14 protein-coding genes are annotated in these 19,933 nt (G+C 70.5%); 6 read left to right on the forward strand and 8 right to left on the reverse strand.

Features of this window, described 5'->3' with window-relative positions:
* Positions 1-274: 274 nt before the first annotated feature.
* Together BMZ82_RS04390 and BMZ82_RS04395 are read right to left on the reverse strand one after the other, a co-directional pair.
* On the reverse strand, positions 275-2,728 hold the full coding sequence (locus BMZ82_RS04390; RefSeq protein ID WP_093771784.1) for a glycoside hydrolase family 2 TIM barrel-domain containing protein: 2,454 nt from the start codon (positions 2,726-2,728) through the stop codon (positions 275-277).
* A gap of 484 nt (positions 2,729-3,212) precedes the next feature.
* On the reverse strand, positions 3,213-3,827 hold the full coding sequence (locus BMZ82_RS04395) for a TetR/AcrR family transcriptional regulator (protein WP_093771786.1): 615 nt from the start codon (positions 3,825-3,827) through the stop codon (positions 3,213-3,215).
* Between the two features lie 164 nt (positions 3,828-3,991).
* Here BMZ82_RS04395 and BMZ82_RS04400 point away from each other — a divergent pair, with 164 nt between their 5' ends.
* The 4 genes from BMZ82_RS04400 to BMZ82_RS04420 all read left to right on the forward strand — a co-directional run bounded on the left by BMZ82_RS04400 (position 3,992) and on the right by BMZ82_RS04420 (position 10,187).
* Positions 3,992-5,458 carry an MFS transporter gene (locus BMZ82_RS04400; protein ID WP_177244377.1) on the forward strand — a complete coding sequence of 489 codons (1,467 nt, stop codon included), beginning with the start codon at positions 3,992-3,994 and terminating at the stop codon, positions 5,456-5,458.
* A 45-nt stretch (positions 5,459-5,503) separates the two neighbouring features.
* Positions 5,504-7,744, forward strand: coding sequence for a glycoside hydrolase family 3 C-terminal domain-containing protein (locus BMZ82_RS04405; protein WP_093771790.1), 2,241 nt, complete (start codon positions 5,504-5,506; stop codon positions 7,742-7,744).
* Between the two features lie 287 nt (positions 7,745-8,031).
* Entirely contained in the window at positions 8,032-9,234 is a 1,203-nt protein-coding gene (locus BMZ82_RS04415; protein ID WP_093771794.1) for a family 1 glycosylhydrolase, read from the forward strand.
* Positions 9,231-10,187 carry an alpha/beta hydrolase gene (locus BMZ82_RS04420; protein WP_093771796.1) on the forward strand — a complete coding sequence of 319 codons (957 nt, stop codon included), beginning with the start codon at positions 9,231-9,233 and terminating at the stop codon, positions 10,185-10,187. Before BMZ82_RS04415 ends, BMZ82_RS04420 begins: the two co-directional genes overlap by 4 nt.
* A 72-nt stretch (positions 10,188-10,259) precedes the next feature.
* Here the strand turns inward: BMZ82_RS04420 and BMZ82_RS04425 are convergent, their stop codons facing one another.
* Positions 10,260-10,835 (reverse strand): TetR/AcrR family transcriptional regulator, encoded by a 576-nt coding sequence (locus BMZ82_RS04425; protein ID WP_177244378.1) that lies wholly within the window; start codon positions 10,833-10,835, stop codon positions 10,260-10,262.
* An 80-nt stretch (positions 10,836-10,915) separates the two neighbouring features.
* Between BMZ82_RS04425 and BMZ82_RS04430 the strand changes: the two genes are divergently transcribed.
* Positions 10,916-11,683 (forward strand): SDR family NAD(P)-dependent oxidoreductase, encoded by a 768-nt coding sequence (locus BMZ82_RS04430; RefSeq protein WP_093771800.1) that lies wholly within the window; start codon positions 10,916-10,918, stop codon positions 11,681-11,683.
* Between the two features lie 55 nt (positions 11,684-11,738).
* Here BMZ82_RS04430 and BMZ82_RS04435 read toward each other — a convergent pair whose 3' ends face one another.
* Entirely contained in the window at positions 11,739-13,043 is a 1,305-nt protein-coding gene (locus BMZ82_RS04435; RefSeq protein ID WP_256251752.1) for a sensor histidine kinase, read from the reverse strand.
* Between the two features lie 80 nt (positions 13,044-13,123).
* On the reverse strand, positions 13,124-13,855 hold the full coding sequence (locus BMZ82_RS04440) for a response regulator transcription factor (protein ID WP_093771802.1): 732 nt from the start codon (positions 13,853-13,855) through the stop codon (positions 13,124-13,126).
* A gap of 208 nt (positions 13,856-14,063) precedes the next feature.
* Here BMZ82_RS04440 and BMZ82_RS04445 point away from each other — a divergent pair, with 208 nt between their 5' ends.
* A complete protein-coding gene (locus tag BMZ82_RS04445; RefSeq protein WP_093771804.1) occupies positions 14,064-16,292 on the forward strand; it encodes an MMPL family transporter in 2,229 nt (742 codons plus the stop codon).
* Positions 16,293-16,378: 86 nt separating this feature from the next.
* On the opposite strand, the gene BMZ82_RS04450 is transcribed toward BMZ82_RS04445, so the two are convergent.
* From BMZ82_RS04450 to BMZ82_RS04460, 3 genes are all read right to left on the reverse strand, one after another.
* Positions 16,379-17,728, reverse strand: coding sequence for an alpha/beta hydrolase domain-containing protein (locus BMZ82_RS04450; RefSeq protein ID WP_093771806.1), 1,350 nt, complete (start codon positions 17,726-17,728; stop codon positions 16,379-16,381).
* Between the two features lie 26 nt (positions 17,729-17,754).
* Positions 17,755-19,482 (reverse strand): CocE/NonD family hydrolase, encoded by a 1,728-nt coding sequence (locus BMZ82_RS04455; protein ID WP_093771808.1) that lies wholly within the window; start codon positions 19,480-19,482, stop codon positions 17,755-17,757.
* A 46-nt stretch (positions 19,483-19,528) separates the two neighbouring features.
* Positions 19,529-19,933: SDR family oxidoreductase (locus BMZ82_RS04460; RefSeq protein ID WP_143098823.1), on the reverse strand; the 405-nt coding region annotated here is incomplete at its 5' end.

Consider the following 19,933-nt stretch of genomic DNA (forward strand, 5'->3'; position numbering starts at 1 on the left):
TGGTGCGGTGCCGACAGTTCGGGGCGAACAAGCCGCCGAGCCGGGCCACCTTCTGTTCCAAGGTGAGGCGCGAGACCAGGCGCCGGACATCGCCGGGACTCGATGCACCGGTGGCCATGTGGACATGTCCTCACGTTCGGAGGTGGTCGTTCGTCAGGCCCGCACCGGCTGTCGTGACGGGGAGGACCGAGCAGCCGGTGCGGGCATGCGGGCGAAGTCCCTGCCGTCGGCCGTCAAGGACACGGCAGGGACCTGCGTCTGAACGCGGGTACCGCTACTCGACGGTGACGACGACGTCCACCGGGTCGCAGCCCGGCGCGGTCGCGGTGAGGCGGATCTCACCGATCGCGGTGGGGCGCAGTACGGCCTGGGCGCGCCCCCCGTAGGTGAGCTGCTCGGCCGTGTCGAACCGCTCCTCGGTCGACGGGGCGGCGCTGCCGTAGCCGAGCAGCACTCCGGCCCCGGAGACCTCGACGCTCACCGGGCGGTCGGCGCCGTTGTGGCAGATCCCCTGGTCGTCGGTCAGGGCCAGGGTGACGTAGGCCAGGTCACCGCCCGTCGCCCGGACGACCGGACGCTCGGCGGTGGCGGTCAGCCGGACGGGCCCGGTGGCGGACTTCAGGCTCATACGGCCGACTTCGAGTCCGTCCCGGTAGGCGACGGCGAGCAGTTCGCCCGGCTGGTACGTCGTGTCGAACTCGGTGCGGAAGCGGTGCTCCTCGCCGACCGGTCGCCGTCCGAGCGAGTCGCCGTCGAGGAGCAGCTCGACCTCGTCGGCGTCGCTGTAGACCTCGATCGCGACCGGTGATCCCTCGAAGCCGGGCCAGGTCCAGCTGGAGACGCTGTCGCTCCACGCCCACGGCGACACCGCGAAGGTCTTGCCGTGGTGCTCGGGCCTGCGGACCGCGATGTAGGGCTCGGTGCGCAGGCCGAAGACGATCTCGCGGTAGTAGGAGGCGGGGCGGCGGTGGCCGGTGATGTCGATGTCTCCGCAGTCGGCCAGGAGGTAGGGGTACGGCGCGGTGTGCGAGGGCGGAGGCCCGTCCGGGGTGACGTACTGGGGGCGGCCGATCCCGACCTCGCCGAGGTAGTCCCAGCCGGTCCAGGTGAAGTCGCCGATGACGTGGCCGTGCTCCTTGACCAGGTTCCAGTTGCCGTCGATGCGGGTGGGGAAGGTCTCGGTGCCGAGGATGATCCGGTTGGGGAACAGGTCCTTGTCCAGGGCGTAGCGGGCCTCGGCGTAGTTCATGCCGGCCACGTCCAGGACGGCGAAGGATTCGGCCGTGCGCACGGTGACCAGCTCGGAGGAGCTGACCGCGTTCATCGCGTCCCCCGCGTCGGCCATGAGGGCGTTGATCCCGGTGCTGTCGTCCGACGCCTGCTCCGGAGCCTGCTGTCCCAGCAGGGCCAGCTCGGAGATGACGGAGAGCATGCCGTTGATCGCGTTGGTGACGTAGCGGGTGGGGTCCAGGGAGCGGACCTTCTCGGCGAGCTTGCGCCCCCACGCGGCGCCGAACGGCGAGCCGGTCTCGGGGATCTCGTTGCCGATCGAGTAGAGGATCACGCTGGGGTGGTTGAAGTCCTTGGCGACCATCGCCTCGATGTCGCGCTCCCACCACTCCGGGAAGTTCAGGCTGTAGTCGAACTCGCTCTTGCCCGACGTCCACACGTCGAAGGCCTCGTCCACGACGAGCACGCCCAGGCGGTCGCACGCGTCGAGCATCGCCTTGCTCATGGGGTGGTGGGACATGCGGATCGAGTTGAACCCGGCGTCCTTGAGGAGCCGGACCCGGCGTTCCTCGGAGTGGGCGAAGGTCGCCGCGCCCAGCACCCCGTTGTCGTGGTGGACGCAGGCGCCGCGCAGCTTCACGGTCTCGCCGTTGATCCGCAGGCCGTGCTCCGGGTCGAGCGTCAGCGAACGGATGCCGAAGGCGGTGGCCGTGCTGTCCACCTCGCCGGCCTCGTCCTTCAAGGTCACCTTGCAGTCGTACAGAGCCGGCGACTCCGGGCCCCACAGGGCCGGGCCACGCACATAGAGACGCTGCCGGGCGGTCGCGGGCTCGCCGGGCAGCACCGTCAGCTTCGCGACATCCGTGGCGACGACGGCCCCGGAGGCGTCCCGGATCTCCGTGACCACATCGACCGTACGGACCTCGATCGAGTCGTTCTCGACCCGCGACGCGACCTCGATCACCGCCCGCTCCCCGTCGATGTCCGGGGTGGTGACCCGGACCCCGTCGGGCGAGATCCGGACCACCTCGCCGACGAGCAGCCAGGTGTCGCGGTAGATGCCCGCGCCGGTGTACCAGCGCGAGTCGCGGTGGGCGCGGGCCTCGACGCGGATCTCGTTGTCCTCGCCGAAGCGCAGGAAACGGTCCGCGTCGATGTAGAAGTGCGAGTAGCCGAAGGGGCGCTGCCCCGCGTACGACCCGTTGATGAACACGGTCGCGTCCCGGTACACGCCCTCGAACTCGACGAAGATCCGCTTGCCCCGGTACTCCTCGGGAACGGCGAAGACCTTGCGGTACTCGAAGACCCCACCGGGGAAGTACGCCCCGGCGCCGCCCTCCATGCTGACCTGCGCGTTCGGAGCGCTCCGCTGCTGCCCGATCATCGCGTCGTGCGGCAACGTCACCGGCTGGAAGGGAACCGACTGGCCCGACAGCTCGGCGAAGGGGTTGACCTTGGGCCGGGTCTGCCAGCCTTCGTTGAAGGACGTGCCGATCATGTGGACTCCGTGAGTTCGTCGGGCCTTGCTCCGGGCATCCGTGTCGGGCAGCCGCCCTCATGACAATCATGGCACTCATGACATTTCGGACCACCGCTTTCCACAGGGTGGCCCTGATCCCGGAATTTAAAATCTAGCATCCGAAAAATTTAGAATCCAGAGCGACCGCGTGGGCGCGCGCCTCGGATGAAACGGGTCCGGATCGAGGGGTTGGGGCCATCCGGGCCGCCCTGGTGGGAGCGCCGAGTGAGGGTATGCGATGCCGTCCGTCGCAGACGGCGCTCGTCTCCATGGCGCCCGGACGCAGGCGTGCCGGTCCGCCTCCCGTCGGATGCGCGGGTTTCTCGCAGGCCGGTGCGAGCGAGTGGGGGAGGGGGCGTCGGACGGGTGGCACTCGTTCCCGCCCGCGCGCCTCGTCGGCCCGGTCGGCGTCGTGATCCGCCGCCGGAGCGCCGACGGGACCCGGTGCGGGCGGGCTGGATCCTCACTCGTCCGTGCCGCGTACTCCCTCGCCGGCGAGCTTGAGCAGGAGGCCGAGCGACCTGAGCGCGCGCGTCATGTCGATGCTCTTGTCGTACTGCCAGAGCAGTTGTAGGCCGTCCACCGCGGCGATCATCAACTGGGCGAGATCGCCGGGATCGACGTCGGCGGGGAGTTCTCCGCGCTCCTGCAGGCGGCTCAAGGAGTCTCGGCCGAGATCCCGGCTTCGGTCGTAGCGCTCTCGGAAGTACTCGTGAGAGGGGTGCTCGGGGGCGGTGGCGTCCGCCGCGAGGTTCGCGTACAGCGTCACCAGTCCCGGTACCGCGGTGTTGCGATCGGCCACGCTGGCGAGGCGCTCGATCATCGCGGCCGTCGTCTCCGGAAGCCGGTCCGTCTCGTAGGCGTCCGCGTCGATCTCGTCGCGTCGGCGGAGCACTTCGGTGAAGAGTCCCTCCTTGGTGCCGAAGTGGTGAACGAGTCCGGTGATGCTGAGGTTCGACGCGTCGGCGAGCTCGCGGAGGGTGGCCCCGCTGAATCCGTGTTCGGCGATCACTTCGAGGGCGGTGGCGAGGATCTCCTCGCGCTTCGCCAGCCCCTTGGGGTACGAGCGGCGGGTCATGTCCCGAGATTACTCGACACTCTCAAGTTCTTGCCGGGAGAAACAGTAACGCTTACTGTTTTGGCGACGCGTCGGCGACGGTGACGATGCTGCCGTTCGATTCAGTCGACTGCCGAGCCGCAGGCCGAACCTCTTCGTTCAATGACGAGCGGTTGGAGCAACTCATGACCACGCCTTCCCTCACCGACATGTCCGGTGGTGATCCGCCACCCGCGGAAGCCGCCTCGACCGCGCAGGTGCTGGATCCGACCGAACCCGGTACCTCCCCGAAGTACCTTCGTGGTCGTGCGCTTCGTCGCTATGCGTTGTGGTACGGACTCGCGCTCGCCGCCTTCTCCAGCATCTGGGGAGGGGTCGGCTCACTGCTGCTCCCCAATCAGGTGCAGACCCTGGAAGCCGCGAGGTTCTTCACCGGCGGTGACGCCGGTGTGGACCTCCAGAAACTCACGGCGCTCAAGAACGCCATCGCCGCCGGCACGGCGACGGCCACACCCGAGCAGAGCCGGCTGCTGGGCATCCTGGCCGATTTCGACGCCAGCCGGGCACAGTCCCTGGCGCTGGTCGCGTCCATCGGCCTGATCGCGACGATGGTTGCGCAACCGCTGATCGGCGTCTTCTCCGACCGGACCAGAACCCGATTCGGCCGTCGCGCCCCGTGGGTTCTCCTGGGTTCGTTCGTCGGCGCCGGCTTCCTCGTTGGGGTCCGCTTCGCACCGACCGTGGCCGTCCTCACGGTGCTCTGGGTCATCGCCTCGGTGGCGTTGAACGCGGCTGCCTCGCCGCTGGGGGCGACTCTCGCCGATCGCATTCCCGAGACCCGACGCGGCAGCATGTCGGCGTTCGGCGGCTTCGGATCGTTCCTGGGCGGCGTACTCGGCAGCGTCGGTGCGGGCGCGGCCCTCTCGACGCTCGGTCTGGACAGCTATTTCGTCTTCGCCGCACTGGTCGTGCTGTGCGTCGCGCTCTTCGTGTGGCGGGTGAAGGACGGCTCCTCGCTGGACCTGCGTGTGCCGAAGTTCGAGTGGAAGTCGTTCCTCCTCGGCTTCACCTACGCGGTGCGTGACCGGGACTACCGGTGGGTCTGGGTCGCTCGCATCCTGCTCACCTTCGGGTACGGAGTCTCCGGGGCCCTCGGCCTGTACATGCTGCAGAGCTATGTGAAGCCCGCTCTCAGCCTGGCGGAAGCGACGAAACTCGTCCCCCTGTTCGCCTTGACGGCTCTGCCCGCCACCCTGGTGGCGATCGTCATCGCGGGCCCGCTCTCCGACCGGTTGCAGCGTCGGAAGTCCTTCGTCTTCGCCGCCTCGGTCCTCATGGCGGCGTCCATGGCCATTCCCCTGCTCTCTCCCACGGTTCCCGCACTGTTCGTCCAGGCCGTCGTCGCCGGATTCGCCTTCGGCATCTACATCCCGGTCGACCAGGCGCTGGTCGTCGACGTGCTGCCGGACCCCAACGCCTACGGGCGCGACCTCGGTGTGGCGAACCTCGCCACCAACCTGGGCCAGTCGCTCGGACCGGCCCTCGCCGGAGCGGTCGTGACGATCACCGGCGGATACACCTTCGTATGGGTGGCCGCGTTCGCGCTGGTCGCTCTCGCCGCGATCTGCATCCTGCCCGTCCGCAGACGCTGAACTCCTGCCCGCCCTCCCAATCCACTGAACGGCTTTAGGGGACCCATGTCCGACATCACGACCGCCCTCGACGAACTGACCCTCGAACAGAAAGCCGGTCTCGGCAGCGGGGCGGACTTCTGGACCACCACGGCGGTCGAGCCTGTCCCGTCGATCCTGATGACCGACGGACCGCACGGTCTGCGCAAGCAGGAGGGCGCCACCGACCATCTGGCGCTCTCGGGCAGCCTCCCGGCGACCTGCTTCCCGCCGGCGGTCGCCCTGAGCCAGACCTGGGATCCCTCCCTGGCGTTCCGCGTGGGTGAGGCTCTCGGCCGCGAGTGCCAGACCGCGGACATCCAGGTGCTGCTCGGTCCGGGCGTGAACATCAAGCGTGACCCCCGAGGGGGGCGGAACTTCGAGTACTTCTCGGAGGACCCGCTCGTCTCGGGCGCCCTCGGCTCCGCCTGGGTGTCCGGACTGCAGAGCATGGGCGTGGGCGCGTCGCTCAAGCACTTCGCCGCGAACAACCAGGAGACCGACCGGATGCGGGTGAGCGCCGACATCGATCCGCGCCCGCTGCGCGAGATCTACCTCCGCGCCTTCCAGAAGGTGGTCGAGGAGGCGCGGCCGTGGACGGTGATGTGCTCCTACAACCGTATAAACGGTGTGCACGCGTCCCAGAACCGCTGGCTGCTCACCGAGGTGCTGCGCGAGCAGTGGGGGTTCGAGGGGCTCGTGGTCTCCGACTGGGGCGCCGTGGCCGATCGGCCGGCGGCGGTCGCGGCAGGACTGGACCTCCAGATGCCCGGCAACGACGGTTTCGACGACGCCAAGGTCGTCGCCGCGGTGCGCGACGGGAGTCTGGACCCCGCCGTCGTCACGGAGGCGGCCGCCCGCGTCGCGCGTGTCGCCCACAAGGCCGCCGAGGCACGACGCCCGGGCACCACGTGGGACGCGGAGGAGCACCATGACCTCGCCCGCGAGGTCGCCTCCCGGGCGATCGTGCTGCTCCGCGACGACCAGGGGATCCTGCCCCTCGATCCCGCGCGACGCATCGCCGTCGTAGGCGAGTTCGCCGCCCGGCCGCGTTACCAGGGCGGGGGCAGCTCGCATGTGAACGCGATCCGGGTCGACGTGGCCCTCGACGAGATCCGCGCCCGTGCCCCGCACACCGAGGTGTCGTACTCCGCGGGTTTCTCGTCCGACAAGCAGGCCGATCCGGCGGCGCTGCGGGCGGACGCGGTGCGGGCGGCGGCGGACGCCGACGTGGCCGTCGTCTTCCTGGGCCTGTTCGACAGCCAGGAGACCGAAGGCGTGGACCGCGCCGACATCGAGCTGCCGGCCGATCAGCTCGACCTGCTCGAAGCGGTGACCGCCGTACAGCCGCGCACGGTGGTGGTGCTCTCGCACGGCGGCGTCGTGCGCCTCGCCCCCGTCGTCGCCGGCCCGTCGGCCATCCTCGACGGCGCGCTGCTCGGCCAGGCCGGCGGCAGCGCGCTCGCGGACGTCCTGTTCGGCGTCGTCAACCCGTCCGGACGCCTCACGGAGACCGTCCCCGAACGACTCCAGGACGCGCCCTCGTACACGAACTTCCCCGGCGAGCGGATGCACGTGCGCTACGGCGAGGGAATCCTCGTGGGCTACCGCTGGTACGACGCCCGCGAGATCGACGTCACCTTCCCGTTCGGGCACGGCCTGTCCTACACGACCTTCGCGCACGAGTCCCTCACGCTCGACGCGGACGGCGACAACGTCACCGCCCGCGTCACCGTCCGCAACACGGGCGAGCGGGCAGGCCGTGAGATCGTCCAGCTCTACGCGTCCCGGGACGGCTCCGCGATCGCACGCGCGCCGCGCTGGCTGGTGGGCTTCGGCGCCGTCGACCTCGACCCGGGGGAGTCGGGTGAGGTCGTCGTCACCGTGCCGAGGCGGGAGTTCGAGTACTGGGACGAGGAGCTTCAGCGCTGGCTCGTCGAGGGCGGCGAGTACCGCGTAGCGGCGGGCGCGTCGAGCCGGGACATCCGGCTGTCCGCCACGGTCGAACTCCCCGGGGAGACCGCGCGCTACCGGCTGGGACCGGACTCGTCGATCGGCGAGGTCCTGCGGGACCCGATCGCAGGTCCCGCCTTCCAGGAGGTCTTCGCGGCGATGTTCGAGCAGTTCTCGGCAGCCGAGGAGACCGACTTCGCGCCGATGCTGGATTCGCTGCCGTTCGGGCGCTTCCTCAGCACGACGGGTTCGGCACTCCCCGACGGCCTGGTGGACGACGTGCTGGCGCGCGCGAACGCCGCCAACGGCTTCTAGAAGTTAGTGTTCCCGCGAGCCCTCCCCACCGGAGCCGACCTCGCCGGCCTTCCGCCGACGCTCGTGATGGACACCGACCGGGACAGCCTTCGGGCCTCCGGCGACCGCGTCACGTCCGCCCCGCGGGCAGCCGGCTCCGTGCTCGACCGCATGATCATCGACAAGACCCCGCACGGCTTCCTCGACCACCACCGAGGCCGTGCCCTGCGCCGAGGTGTCCGGGCGACGAGCCGGTGGCTCGACGCCCGTGACCGACCAACGCGACCGACAGATACGAAGGAGACATCATGAGCCGCTTCGCACCCGACTTCCTCTGGGGAGCGTCCACCGCGCCGCACCAGATCGAAGGCAACAACATCAACAGCGACTGGTGGTCGCGCGAGCAGGTCACTCCCGGCATGGCACTCAGCGGTGACGCGATCGACAGCTACCACCGCTACGGCGAGGACATGCGACTGCTCGCCGACGCCGGCCTGAACGCCTACCGTTTCGGCATCGAGTGGGCGCGCATCGAACCGATCCGCGGCCACTTCTCGAAGGCGGAACTCGCGCACTACCGCCGCATGATCGACACGGCGATCGGGCTGGGGCTCACCCCGGTCGTGACGCTGCAGCACTTCTCCACCCCGCAGTGGTTCGCCGACGAGGGCTCCTGGATGGTCGAGAGCTCGATCGACCGCTTCGCGAGCTACGTCACCGAGGCGACGTCCATCCTCGAAGGCGTCGAGTGGGTCTGCACCATCAACGAGCCGAACATGCTGGCGATGATGGGCGCGATGATGAAGGCCACCGAGTCCGGTGACGCGGACTGGCAGAGCCCGACGATCGAAGGCGACGTGCAGATGGTGCTGCCCGCCCCCGACCCGGAGGTCGGACGCCGCCTCGCGCGCGCCCACGACGCGGCGCGCGCGATCCTCAGGGAGCGTACCGACGCCAAGGTCGGCTGGACGATCGCCAACCAGGCGCTCACCTCGAAGCCGGAGCACAAGGCGAAGCTCGTCGAGGAGCGCTACGTCCGGGAGGACCTGTACCTGGAGGCCGCGCGGCAGGACGACTTCATCGGCGTCCAGTCCTATTCCACGCAGGAGGTCGACGAGAACGGCCCCGTGCCGCACGCGCCGCACCCCGACAACACCCTCGTCGGCAGCGCGTACCGGCCGGACGCCCTGGGCATGGCGGTGCGCCACGCGTGGGACGTCACCGGCGGCGTCCCGGTTCTCGTGACCGAGAACGGCATCGCCATCGGCGACGACACCCGCCGTATCGCGTACACGGGCGAGGCGCTGCGGCACCTCTCCGCGGCGATGGACGACGGGGTCGACGTCCGCGGCTACCTGCACTGGAGCGCGCTCGACAACTACGAGTGGGGCCACTGGGAGCCGACGTTCGGACTCATCGCCGTCGACAGGGAGACCTTCGAGCGGCAGCCGAAGCCGAGCCTGGCCTGGCTCGGCGGCGTCGCGCGGTCCGGAGAGGTGCCGGCGTCATGACGGAACACCACACCGGGTACGGGCTGAGTCCCGAAGCCCAGGCCTGGCTGGAGATGCTGAAGGCACGCCCGCAGGTGCCCGCGCCCGAACCGCACGACCTCGAGGCATGGCGTGCCGTCGTCGCGGGCGCCTCGGCACCCGAGTACGCGGACGCTCTCGGGCTCGCGACCACGGGCGCCGTGGACACGGGCGTCCCGGTCGAGGTCCACACACTCGACCTGCCGAACACGGTCGTGCACGTCGGCACCCCGGAAGGCCTCGCGCCGGACGACCGGCGCGTCCTTCTCAGCGTGCACGGCGGGGCGTTCACGTGGGGCGGGGGTCCGGCGACGAAGTCCGCGGCACGATTCGTCGCGGGTGCCTACGGAGTCACCACGTGGAGCGTCGACTACCGCATGCCGCCCGACCACCCCTACCCCGCGGCTCCGGACGACTGCCTCGACGCGTACCGGACCCTGCTGAAGAGCCACGACCCGGCTTCCATCGCGGTCGGCGGCCTGTCCGCCGGCGGAAACCTCGTGGCCGGCCTTCTTCTGCGGCTCCAGGAGGAGAAGTTGCCGATGCCCTGTGCGGTCGTCCTGAACTCACCCGCGGCCGACCTCACGCTCTCCGGCGACACCCTCGTCAGCGATGCCTCCGGCGAGGTCGACGGGCTGATGAACAGCCTGAAGCTGTACACGGGCGATCACGACCCCACGGATCCGGACATCTCGCCGCTCTTCGGACGGATCGGCGCCGACTGGCCGCCCACGATCCTGTTCAGCGGCACCCGAGACTTCCTGCTCTCGGACACCGTCCGCATGCACCGGAAACTGCTGGCGGCCGGTGTCCGGACCGAGCTGCACGTCTTCGAGGCGGCACCGCACGGGATGTTCGGAGGCAGCGCCCCGGAGGACCGGATGCTCGTCGCCGAGGCCAGGCGGTTCCTGGAGGCGGCGTGGAACGAGCGATGACGAGGGGCGTTCCACACCTCTGAAAGCCCGGGGCCGGCACGGGATGCTCCGTCGCCGGCCCGGGTGCGGTCGTCAGCCCGGTCGCCCTCGGTCCGTGAAGAGCGCTCGGTGCACCAGCGTGCGGACGCGGTCGTCCGTCTGCTCACGGTGGACGACGTCGTCGTCCGCCATCGCTCCGGCCGCCATGGGGAAGGCCAGCATCAGGTCCTGGACGTCGACCTCCGGATGGACGAGCCCCGCCGCGCGGCCGCGTTCGAGGTGCGGCCGGAACGCGGACACGGTCCGGGCCGACAGGCCGGTCAGCCATGCGACGTCCGCGCCGGACAGGGCGTGCGCGAGGCTGCGGTTGTCGCGCTGCATGTCGAGCACGAAGTCGAGCAGCCGCACCACGCCGTCCGCACGCTCGCCCAGGGCGTCGGCGTGCTGCTCTATGCGCGCGACGTTGTCCTCGTAGACCGTCGCCGCGAGTTCCTGGCGGGTGGCGAAGTTGCGGTAGAGCGTGGTCCGGCTGACGTCGGCGGCGCGGGCGATCGCCTCGAAGGCGACGCCCGGACCGTGCTCGGCGAACGCCCGGTGGGCGGCCGTCAGCAGCCGCTCCCGGTTGCGGGCGGCGTCCCGTCGTTTCGTGTGCTGAACGTCCTCTGACATGCGACGCAGACTACTGGCCATTATCCGTACGCACATGTACGTTTCTCGGGTCGTAGCGCCCAGACTGAGGGAGATTGTTGATGGAAGGCCTCGAGAACAAGGTCGTCGTCCTCGCCGGAGCGGGTGGGCTCGCCACCGCCACGGCGCGGTTCCTGGGCGCCGGTGGTGCCCGGATCGTGGTGAGCGATGTCGTCGAGGCCTCGGCCGAGGCCACGCTGCGAGCCGCCCGTGACGCCGGGGGAGAAGGCGTCGCCATGGTCGTCGACATCTCGGACGAGGACCAGGTCAAGAGCCAGATCGACCGGGCGATGAAGGAGTACGGGCGGATCGACGGGCTGTTCAACGTGGCGGCCAACATCCATCCGGAGGAGGTCGCCAAGGACACGAACGTCGTGGACATCGACCTGGCGGCCTGGCAGCGCACGATCGACGTCAACCTGACCGGCTACCTGCTGACACTCAAGCACGCCCTGCCCCACATGATCGCGGGCGGCGGCGGCTCCGTGGTGAACACCGTGTCCGGTGCCGTCTACGCCGGTATGGCGGACAAGGTCGCGTACTCGGTGACCAAGGCCGGGGTCACCGCGCTGACCCGGCATGTCGCCCGCAAGTACGGCAAGGACGGAGTACGCGCGAACAGTGTCGCGCCGGGTCTGGTGATGACGGAGGCGACCAAGCTGAACCTCCCCGAGGAGTTCCGCGACAGGATCCTCACGGGCACACCGGCACCGCGGCACGGAAAGCCCGACGACATCGGTGGCACGGTCGCGTTCCTGCTGTCCGACCTGGGCGAGTGGATCACCGGTCAGGTGCTGTGCGTCGACGGCGGCACCACGATGCGCGCCTAGCCGTCGCCCAGCCGTACGCGCGCCCGGACGGAGCGCCGCTCACGGGGCGGGCCGCTCACAGGGCGGGCAGGCGCACCTCGATCAGGGTGCCCCCGCCTTCCGGTGGGCTCTGCGCGCGGACGGTGCCGCCGTGCAGGTCGGCGACGGCCGCGACGATGGACAGCCCGAGGCCACTCCCGCCGCGGGCGCGGCTTCTGCTCTTGTCGGCGCGGTAGAAGCGGTCGAAGACGTGGGTGAGCGCCTCGGCGGGGATGCCGGGGCCCTCGTCGCGTACGCGCAGGACGGCGTCCCCCTCCGCCACCGACAACTCGACCGAGCAGGCCGCTTCGGGCGGCGTGTGCATACGCACGTTGGCCAGCAGGTTGGCCACGACTCCCCGTAGCTGGGCCTCGTCCCCCCGTACCGTCACGTCGGCGGTCACGGTGACCGTCCAGGGGCGGGCGGGCTGCACGGCCGCGGCGTCGCGGCAGGACTCGGTGACCACCCGGCCGAGGTCGACGGGTTCCAGGTCGGCCGGGTCGTCCTCGTCGTACCGCGCCAGCATGAGCAGCGACTCGACGAGGCGCGTCATCCGGTGCACCTCGGCCAGCACGCGGTCCATGGCCTCGTCGACCGCCTGGGTGTCGGGAAGGGCTCCGAGCTGGTAGAGCTCGCCGTAGCCGCGGATCGACTGCAGGGGCGTACGCAGTTCGTGGGAGGCGTCGGCGACGAACTGGCGCAGCCGCTCCTCCGAGGCGTCGCGGGCGCCGAACGCGGCGTGGATCTGGTCCAGCATGCGGTTGAGGGCGTCGGTGAGTCGGCCCACCTCCGTCTTCGGCGCGACGCGGGCATCGACCAGACGCAGGGCGAAGTCGCCCGCGGCGACGCGGTCCGCGGTGCGTGCGGCGTGCTCCAGCGGGCGCAGCGAGCGGCGTACGACCAGGACGCCCAGCACGCCCAGGACGACGTCGGCGAGCAGCTGGACGGCCACGACGACCTGGACGGCGTGGCGGACCGCGGCCTCGGTCGAGGCGGTGTCGACGGCGGCCACGGCCGTCCGTCCGTCGGCGAGCCGCGCGGTGACGAGCCGGTACTCCGCATGGGGCGCCGACGTGTCGCCCGGCACGGTCACATGAGTGCCGGAGGGCGGCGGCGGGTCCGGATAGCGCGGGCCGGGGCCCCGGGGGCGTCGATCGCCGCTGAGGAGGGCGATGTACAGATCGTCGCCGAACCTGGCCCACCCGTAGCCGGTGGGGCGTCTGCCCGAGACCTCGATGCCGACGGAGTCGCCGGTGGCCATGCCGGCGGTCGTCGCGGTCAGCCGGTGGTCGAGTTCGTCGTACAGCGAGGACCTCAGCACGGTGAACGTCACGATGCTCATGACGGTGAGCACACCGTTGAACAGGGCGATGAGCAGGATGCTGATCCGGGTGCGAAGTGGCCGGTTCCGCCACCAGGTCCTCAGCACTCCGCGGCCCGGAGGCTGTAGCCGACGCCGCGGTGGGTGTGGATCAGCCGCTCTCCGTGGCTGTCCACCTTCCGGCGCAGATAGCTGATGTAGGTGGCCACCACGGTGTCGTCGCCGTTGAAGTCGTACGACCACACGTGTTCCAGGAGCCGGGCCCGGGTGACCACCGTGCCCTGGTGGAGCATCAGGTACCGCAGGAGCCGGAACTCCGTGGGGGAGAGGTCGATGACGGCGCCGGCCCGGCGCACCTCGTGGGTCAGGGTGTTGAGGGTGAGGTCGGCGACGCCGAGCGTCGGGTCGCTGGGGCGGTGCGCGCGGGTGCGGCGCAGGACGGCGCCGATGCGCGCGTTGACCTCGTCGAGGCCGAAGGGCTTGGTGATGTAGTCGTCGCCGCCCGCGCTGAGTCCCCGTACGAGGTCCTTGCGGGTGTCGCGGGCGGTGAGGAAGACAACGGCGACCGGCAGGCCGTCGGCGCGGAGCCGGTTGAGGACCTCGAAGCCGTCGCTGTCCGGCAGCATGATGTCGAGCAGGACCAGTTCGGGCAGGAACTCCCGGGCCTCGGCCAGCGCCTCGCGGCCGGTGGCGGCGGTGCGCACCTCGTACCCGACGAACCGCAGGAACCGGGTGACGGTGTCCACGATCGCCGGTTCGTCGTCGACCACCAGCAGCCGCCCCCGCCCCCGCGGCTCCTCCGGCCGCGTGTCGGCGGCCGCCTCGTCGTTCATCGGTGAAGCCTTTCCGTACGTCCGGTGATCAAGGGTGCCCGACGGTCCGGGCGCCTTTCATGGGAGTTCCGTGTGAGAAGCGTCCCGGACGGGGCCGAACGGCGTTCACGGCCCGGGAGGGCTCATAACGTCGCGGTTGTCGGGCCCCGCGTCTTCACCACGTGTGCCGGGCCCTCCTGTCTGCGCGTCCACTTTCCTGGGAGTCTTCTTGTCCACGTTCCTGTACCGCCTGGGGAGGTTCTCCTACCGGCGCAAATGGACGGTGATCATCGGGTGGCTCGTCGTGCTGTGCGCCCTCGGCGCGTCGGCCGTCACCCTGATGAAGCCGTTCACCTCCACGACGAGCATCCCGGGCACCGAGGCCCAGAAGGCCTCCGACGCGCTCGCCCGGGAGTTCCCGTCGGGAAGCGACGGCATCACCGGGCAGATCGTCTTCCGCGCGCCGAAGGGCGAGACGGTGACCGCCGGCCCGGCGGGCGACGCGATCCGCACGGCCACCGCCCGGATCGCGAAGACACCCGGCGTGGAGTCCGTGACCACTCCCTCGGCCGAGGCGGGGAACGTCTCCCGCGACGGCCGTACCGGTATAGGCCAGGTCACCTTCACCACCGAGCAGGCCGACAAGATCGCTGCGGCCTCGGTCAAGGAGATCGAGGCGGCGGCGGAGCAGGCGCGGTCCGACGGGCTGACCGTGGCCCTGGGGGGCCAGGCCTTCAACCCCGTGGAGTCGGCCGCCGGCGGCGCCGGTGAAGCGGCCGGCATGCTGATCACCCTGATCGTCCTGATCCTGGTGTTCCGCTCGCTGCGCGCCGCCGTCGTCCCGCTGGCCATGGCCGTGGTGGGGGTGGCACTGGGCGTGCTGTCCCTGCTGACGCTCACCAGCGTCGTCGACATGGACAGCACCGCGCTGATGCTCGCCGTGATGCTGGGCCTGGCCGTCGGCGTGGACTACGCGCTGTTCATCGTCTCCCGGCACCAGACGCAGGTCAGGGACGGCATGGACCCGGAGGAGTCCGCGGGCCTCGCCGTGGGCACCGCCGGCTCGGCCGTGCTGTTCGCCGGCGCGACGGTGGTCATCGCACTCGCCGCCCTGACCGTCGTACGGATCCCGTTCCTCGGCATCATGGGACTCGGGGCCGCCCTCACCGTCGTCGTCGCGGTGGTGCTGGCGCTCACCCTGCTGCCCGCCGTGCTCGGCCTCCTCGGCCCGCGTATCGCCTATAGCCGTGTCCCGGCGCTGCGCAGGTCCGCGCGGCGTTCGCTGGACAAGCAGCGCAGCGGTGCGGTCGGCGCGGGGACGCGCTGGGCGCGGCTGATGGACCGGCGCCGCTGGGCCGTCCTGCTGCTGGGCGTGGTCGGTCTCGGGGTGCTGGCCGTGCCCGTCGCCGATCTGCGGCTCGGGCTGTCGTTGCCCAGCACGAACGCGGAGGCCGTCCGTGCCAAGAAGATGACCGACGAGGCGTTCGGTGCCGGCTACAGCGGCACGCTGGTCATCCTGGTCGAGGGCGACGGGGCCAAGGCCACCGGGTCGGCGGCCAAGAAGATCGCCGAAGCGGCGGCGGAGCTGCCGGACGTCGCCTCGGTGGCTCCCGCCAGGCTCAGCGTCGGCGGGAACGCGGCCATGGTCGGCGTCGTACCGCAGAGCGGCCCCCAGGACGAGCGCACCGAGCAGTTGCTGCACGACATCCGGGCCGCCCGTGACGGCATCGAGAAGTCCTCGGGCGTGGAGATCAACGTCACCGGCTCCACCGCCGTCAGCATCGACGTCGCCGCGAAGCTCACCGCGGCGCTGCCCGTCTACTGCCTGGTGGTCATGGGCCTCGCGGTCCTGCTGCTGACCCTGGTGTTCCGCTCGATCGCCGTGCCGCTGAAGGCCGCGGTGGGCTTCCTGCTGTCGCTCGGCGGCTCGCTGGGCGTCCTGGTCGCCGTCCTGCAGTGGGGGTGGCTCTCCTCCGTGCTCGGCACCCAGGCCAGCCCGACCATCATCAGCTTCCTGCCGATCCTGCTGATCGGCATCCTGTTCGGCCTGGCCATGGACTACGAGGTCTTCCTCGTCTCCCGGATGCGCGAGGAGTACGCGCGCGGCAAGACCCCGGTGGCGGCCATGGTCGACGGCTTCGGCCACGGCTCGAAGGTCGTCACCGCCGCGGCGGTCATCATGGTGAGCGTCTTCGGGTCCTTCATCTTCGCCGACATGCAGATCACCAAGGGCATGGGTCTGGCCCTGGCGGTCGGCGTCCTGCTCGACGCGTTCGTCGTCCGCATGTGCCTGGTGCCGGCCGCCATGTCCGTCCTCCAGCACGCCGCCTGGTGGCTGCCGCGCTTCCTGCACCGGGCGCTGCCGCACGTCGACGTCGAGGGCGAGCAGCTGACCCGGCAGCTCGCGCCCCCGGCGGAGGCCGGCCAGGACAAGGACCTGCTCGCCTCGCACCGCTAGAACCGACGACGGCGGGAAGCCGGAACCGACGACGGCGGGAACGGACGTACCTCGTCCGTTCCCGCCGTCGGCCGTTCTCCGTCCCGCTACGAGATCTCGACCTGCCGCGCCTCGCGCCGCAGGTCGTCGGCGTCCTCCGCGAGCAGCCAGCCCGCGTCGATGAGCTCGGCCAGGCGACGGTCGAAGCGCTCCAGGTAGTCGGTGGAGTCCTGGTACAGCTCCCGCAGCTTCGGCTCCTCGAACGACTCCTCGCTGCCGATGGTCAGGAAGCTGGGAGTGCCGTCCGGGTTGGTCGGGTTGGGCCGGTACGTGGAGTGCGGGACGTCCAGCTGGGCGCTGCGCACCCCGCCCCGGGTGTTGCCGTGCTCGTCCAGGGCGAAGTAGCCGTCCGGGCCCACTTCCAGGCGGTCGGCGCGGGGCGGCACGGTGCCGTTCGCCACCCACTCGACCAGGTGGTGCAGGCCCATGCTGAACAGCTCGAAGTGCGGCAGGCTGTTCATCTTCGGGCCGAAGGTGAAGTCGCCCACCGGGAAGGTCGCCTTCCACAGCGCCATGTCGTTGTACGGCGCGTGGCGGGTGCCCATGTGAGGGATGCCGGCGAGTTCGTAGAGGCGGAACCGGTCGCCGGGCTCGTCGCTGTCGTCACGACGGTACTGGCGGCCCTCGTAGCCGGGGAAGAACGAGAAGTCGGGGACGGAGACGTCTCCGTCGCTCATGACCTGCACGACGGGTACGTCCACGTCGTGGAAGGCCGCGAGGGGGAAGCCCGACGGGAAGAAGCCGTCGTAGACGGGCGAGCCGTCGGCGAGGCGCTGCACGTCGTGGGCGTCCTCGATGAAGTAGGTGGTCACACTGCCGGTCTGCGAGTGTCCGGCCAGGAGGACCTGGGCCGGCTCCGCGCCCGCGAACGGTCCCTCGGGCGACCTCAGGGCGGCGCCGACCTGGGCGAGGATCGTGCTCGCCGCCCGGTTCCGGCGCCGCAGCTCGGTGAAGAACGCCTTCGACGTCTCGCGGTCCAGGAGGTTCAGGTTCATGTCGAAGTCCGCGCTGTCGGGTCCCTCGATGTGCAGGGACTCGTAGCGCTGCGGGTTGGACGCCTTCACATGCAGGTCCAACGTGGTCTTCTGCGCGGTGATCTCCACCCACGCGTGGCCCGACCGCACGATGTAGGGGCCGCTGTAGATCCAGATCGGCGCGATCCCGTGGACGTGCAGCGGCTCGGCGATCACCGTGCCGCTGAAGCGTGCCCAGTCCCGGGGCCGTCGTACGAGCACGGTCGTCGCGTAGGGGTGGCCGTCCTCCTCTCCGGTGGCGATCCACTCCTCCTCGACGTAGTCATAGGTGTCGAGGGACGGCACATGGGTGCCGTAGGGGGCGAACGACGCCGAGCCGTCGTCCGGTGATCGGCGCAGGACCGCGGGGGTCACAGCATCCATGGTGCTCCTTGATGGGCGGGGGGTCGTCAGCGGGGGATGATCGGGAGAATCAGGCGGGAGGGACGCGGCTCGTCGTGGAAGACGCGCTGGATGGCCGGCACCGTCTTGTCGGAGGAGGCGTGGGTGATGCGCTCGCCCGTGTTCGGGTTGAGGTCGAAGGTGGGGAACTCGCTGGAGGAGATGTCGAGCCGGATGCGGTGCCCGGCCTTGAAGACGGTGCTCGTCGACCACAGGCTGATGTCGTAGCGGTACGCCACTCCCGGCGTCCGGGGCTCCGCCACCCCGTGTCCCGTGCGGACCACGCCCTGGCAGACGGTGACGGCACTGCCGTCGGGGAAGACGTCGACCAGCTTCGCGGTGAAGTCGGTGTTCTCCACGGACGACGACGCCCACAGCTCCAGCGCCACCGGGCCGGTGACCTCCACCTCGGCCTCCAGCGGCGGGGTGGAGTAGACGAGCACGTCGGACCGCAGGGCGACGGCGTCGAGGTCGACCGGGTCGTTGTAGGCCGCGCCCGTCCGCAGGGAGCCGGGCAGGGGGTCGCTCGGGTCGTACACGTACTCGTCGGGCTGCTCGGCGGCCGGCGGCTCGGTCGACAGGGTGCGCTCACCGTCGGCGTTGCGCAGGTGGTACGGGGTCCACTCGGTGCGGGCCAGCGGCCATTCCCGCTCCTCGCGCCAGACGTTGTCGCCCATCACGTACAGCCGGACCGGCGGCTCCTGCGCCTCGTAGTCCGGCAGTTCACCCTTGAGGTGGTGGGCGAAGAACCGCATGACCGGGGCGTCGGGGCCGAAGTCGACGAACAGTCCGGCGTCCGGGTCGGCGTCGGGCCGCTGCTGGACGCAGTTGTGGTTCCACGGCCCGACGACCAGCCGCTGCCCCGCACGGGTCTGCGCCAGCGTGGTGTACGCGTCCAGGTTGCCCTTGGCGAAGAAGTCGTACCAGCCGCCCAGGTGGAAGATCGGCAGGTCGATGTCGTCGGCGTGGGCGGCGGCGCTGATCTGCTGCCAGTACGGGTCCGAGCCGTCGTCGTGGTCGCAGTGGTCGCGGAACCACGGTGCGAGATCCCGCAGTTGCGGGACGTCCCGCAGCGGGCGGTGATCGAGCATGCCGTAGGTGTCGGCCACCTCGAGCCGGACCATCTCGGCGAGTTTCGCCGGGTCGCCGAGGCCCCGGCCGTCCATGAGCCGGCCGGCGGCGGCGAAGCCGGGCAGCGGCGAGGGTACGCCCCGGCGGTCGGCCTCCTCGGTGGTCATGAGGCCGCTCCAGCTCAGCGCGAGGCCGAGGTGGAGCACGCCGGGCGCGTAGTACCAGGCGCTGTCACTCCAGTCCCAGCTACAGGTGAACGGGGCGAGCGCGACCAGGTGCGGCGGCCGGGCGATGGCGGCGGCCCACTGCGAGAAGCCGCTGTAGGACATGCCCCACATGCCCACCCTGCCGTTCGACCACGGCTGGGCCGCCGCCCACTCGACGGCGTCGTAGCCGTCCTCCACATCCGGCGCGAAGGGATAGAACTCGCCCTCGGAGCCGTACCGGCCCCGGCAGCTCTGCACGATCACGGCGTAGCCCTGCCGGGCGATCGTCTGCGCGAACATCGCCGAGATCCCGTCGTGCGGGGTGTACGGGTAGCGCTGGAGCAGCACCGGGTGCGGGCCCGGGCCGGCCGGCCGGAAGATGTCCGTACGCAGTCGGACGCCGTCGCGCATCGGGACCATCACGTCGTTGTCGACGACGAGTTCAACGGTGTCAGCCATGTGGTTGAGCCCTTTCCCTGTCGTTCTCACGGTCGTTGAGGGGCGGTCAGCGCAGGGCGCTGCCGATGCTGATCCCGCCGTCCACGTCGAGGACCACGCCCGTCACGTACCGGGCCGCCTCCGAACACAGATAGGCGGCGGCCTCGGCGATGTCCGTGGGGTCGCCGATGTGCCCCATGGGCACCCGGGAGGCGAGCTTGTCCCGGGCGGCGTCGTTCATCGAGGACAGCATCGGGGTGCTGATGAGGCCGGGCGCGATGGCGTTCGACGTCACGCCGTGCGGGGCGCCTTCGAGGGCGATGGTGCGGGCCATGCCCACCACACCGGCCTTCGCGGCGGCGTAGTTGACCTGGCCGAAGTTGCCGCGCCAGGACATCGAGGAGAAGGACAGGATCCGGCCGTAGTTCTGCCGCTTCATCTGCGGGAACACCGCCCGGCAGCAGTGGAACAT

Source organism: Streptomyces sp. yr375 (assembly GCF_900110755.1).
GTDB lineage: Bacteria > Actinomycetota > Actinomycetes > Streptomycetales > Streptomycetaceae > Streptomyces.

Bases quoted from the DNA above. Each gene is read 5' to 3' on its own strand.
- BMZ82_RS04440 (WP_093771802.1), bottom strand. From the start codon at position 13,855: ATGAACGACGAGGCGGCCGCCGACACGCGGCCGGAGGAGCCGCGGGGG.
- BMZ82_RS04405 (WP_093771790.1), top strand. From the start codon at position 5,504: ATGTCCGACATCACGACCGCCCTCGACGAACTGACCCTCGAACAGAAA.
- BMZ82_RS04450 (WP_093771806.1), bottom strand. From the start codon at position 17,728: ATGGATGCTGTGACCCCCGCGGTCCTGCGCCGATCACCGGACGACGGC.
- BMZ82_RS04420 (WP_093771796.1), top strand. From the start codon at position 9,231: ATGACGGAACACCACACCGGGTACGGGCTGAGTCCCGAAGCCCAGGCC.
- BMZ82_RS04400 (WP_177244377.1), top strand. From the start codon at position 3,992: ATGACCACGCCTTCCCTCACCGACATGTCCGGTGGTGATCCGCCACCC.
- BMZ82_RS04425 (WP_177244378.1), bottom strand. From the start codon at position 10,835: ATGTCAGAGGACGTTCAGCACACGAAACGACGGGACGCCGCCCGCAAC.
- BMZ82_RS04395 (WP_093771786.1), bottom strand. From the start codon at position 3,827: ATGACCCGCCGCTCGTACCCCAAGGGGCTGGCGAAGCGCGAGGAGATC.
- BMZ82_RS04455 (WP_093771808.1), bottom strand. From the start codon at position 19,482: ATGGCTGACACCGTTGAACTCGTCGTCGACAACGACGTGATGGTCCCG.
- BMZ82_RS04435 (WP_256251752.1), bottom strand. From the start codon at position 13,043: ATGAGCATCGTGACGTTCACCGTGCTGAGGTCCTCGCTGTACGACGAA.
- BMZ82_RS04430 (WP_093771800.1), top strand. From the start codon at position 10,916: ATGGAAGGCCTCGAGAACAAGGTCGTCGTCCTCGCCGGAGCGGGTGGG.
- BMZ82_RS04415 (WP_093771794.1), top strand. From the start codon at position 8,032: ATGAGCCGCTTCGCACCCGACTTCCTCTGGGGAGCGTCCACCGCGCCG.
- BMZ82_RS04390 (WP_093771784.1), bottom strand. From the start codon at position 2,728: ATGATCGGCACGTCCTTCAACGAAGGCTGGCAGACCCGGCCCAAGGTC.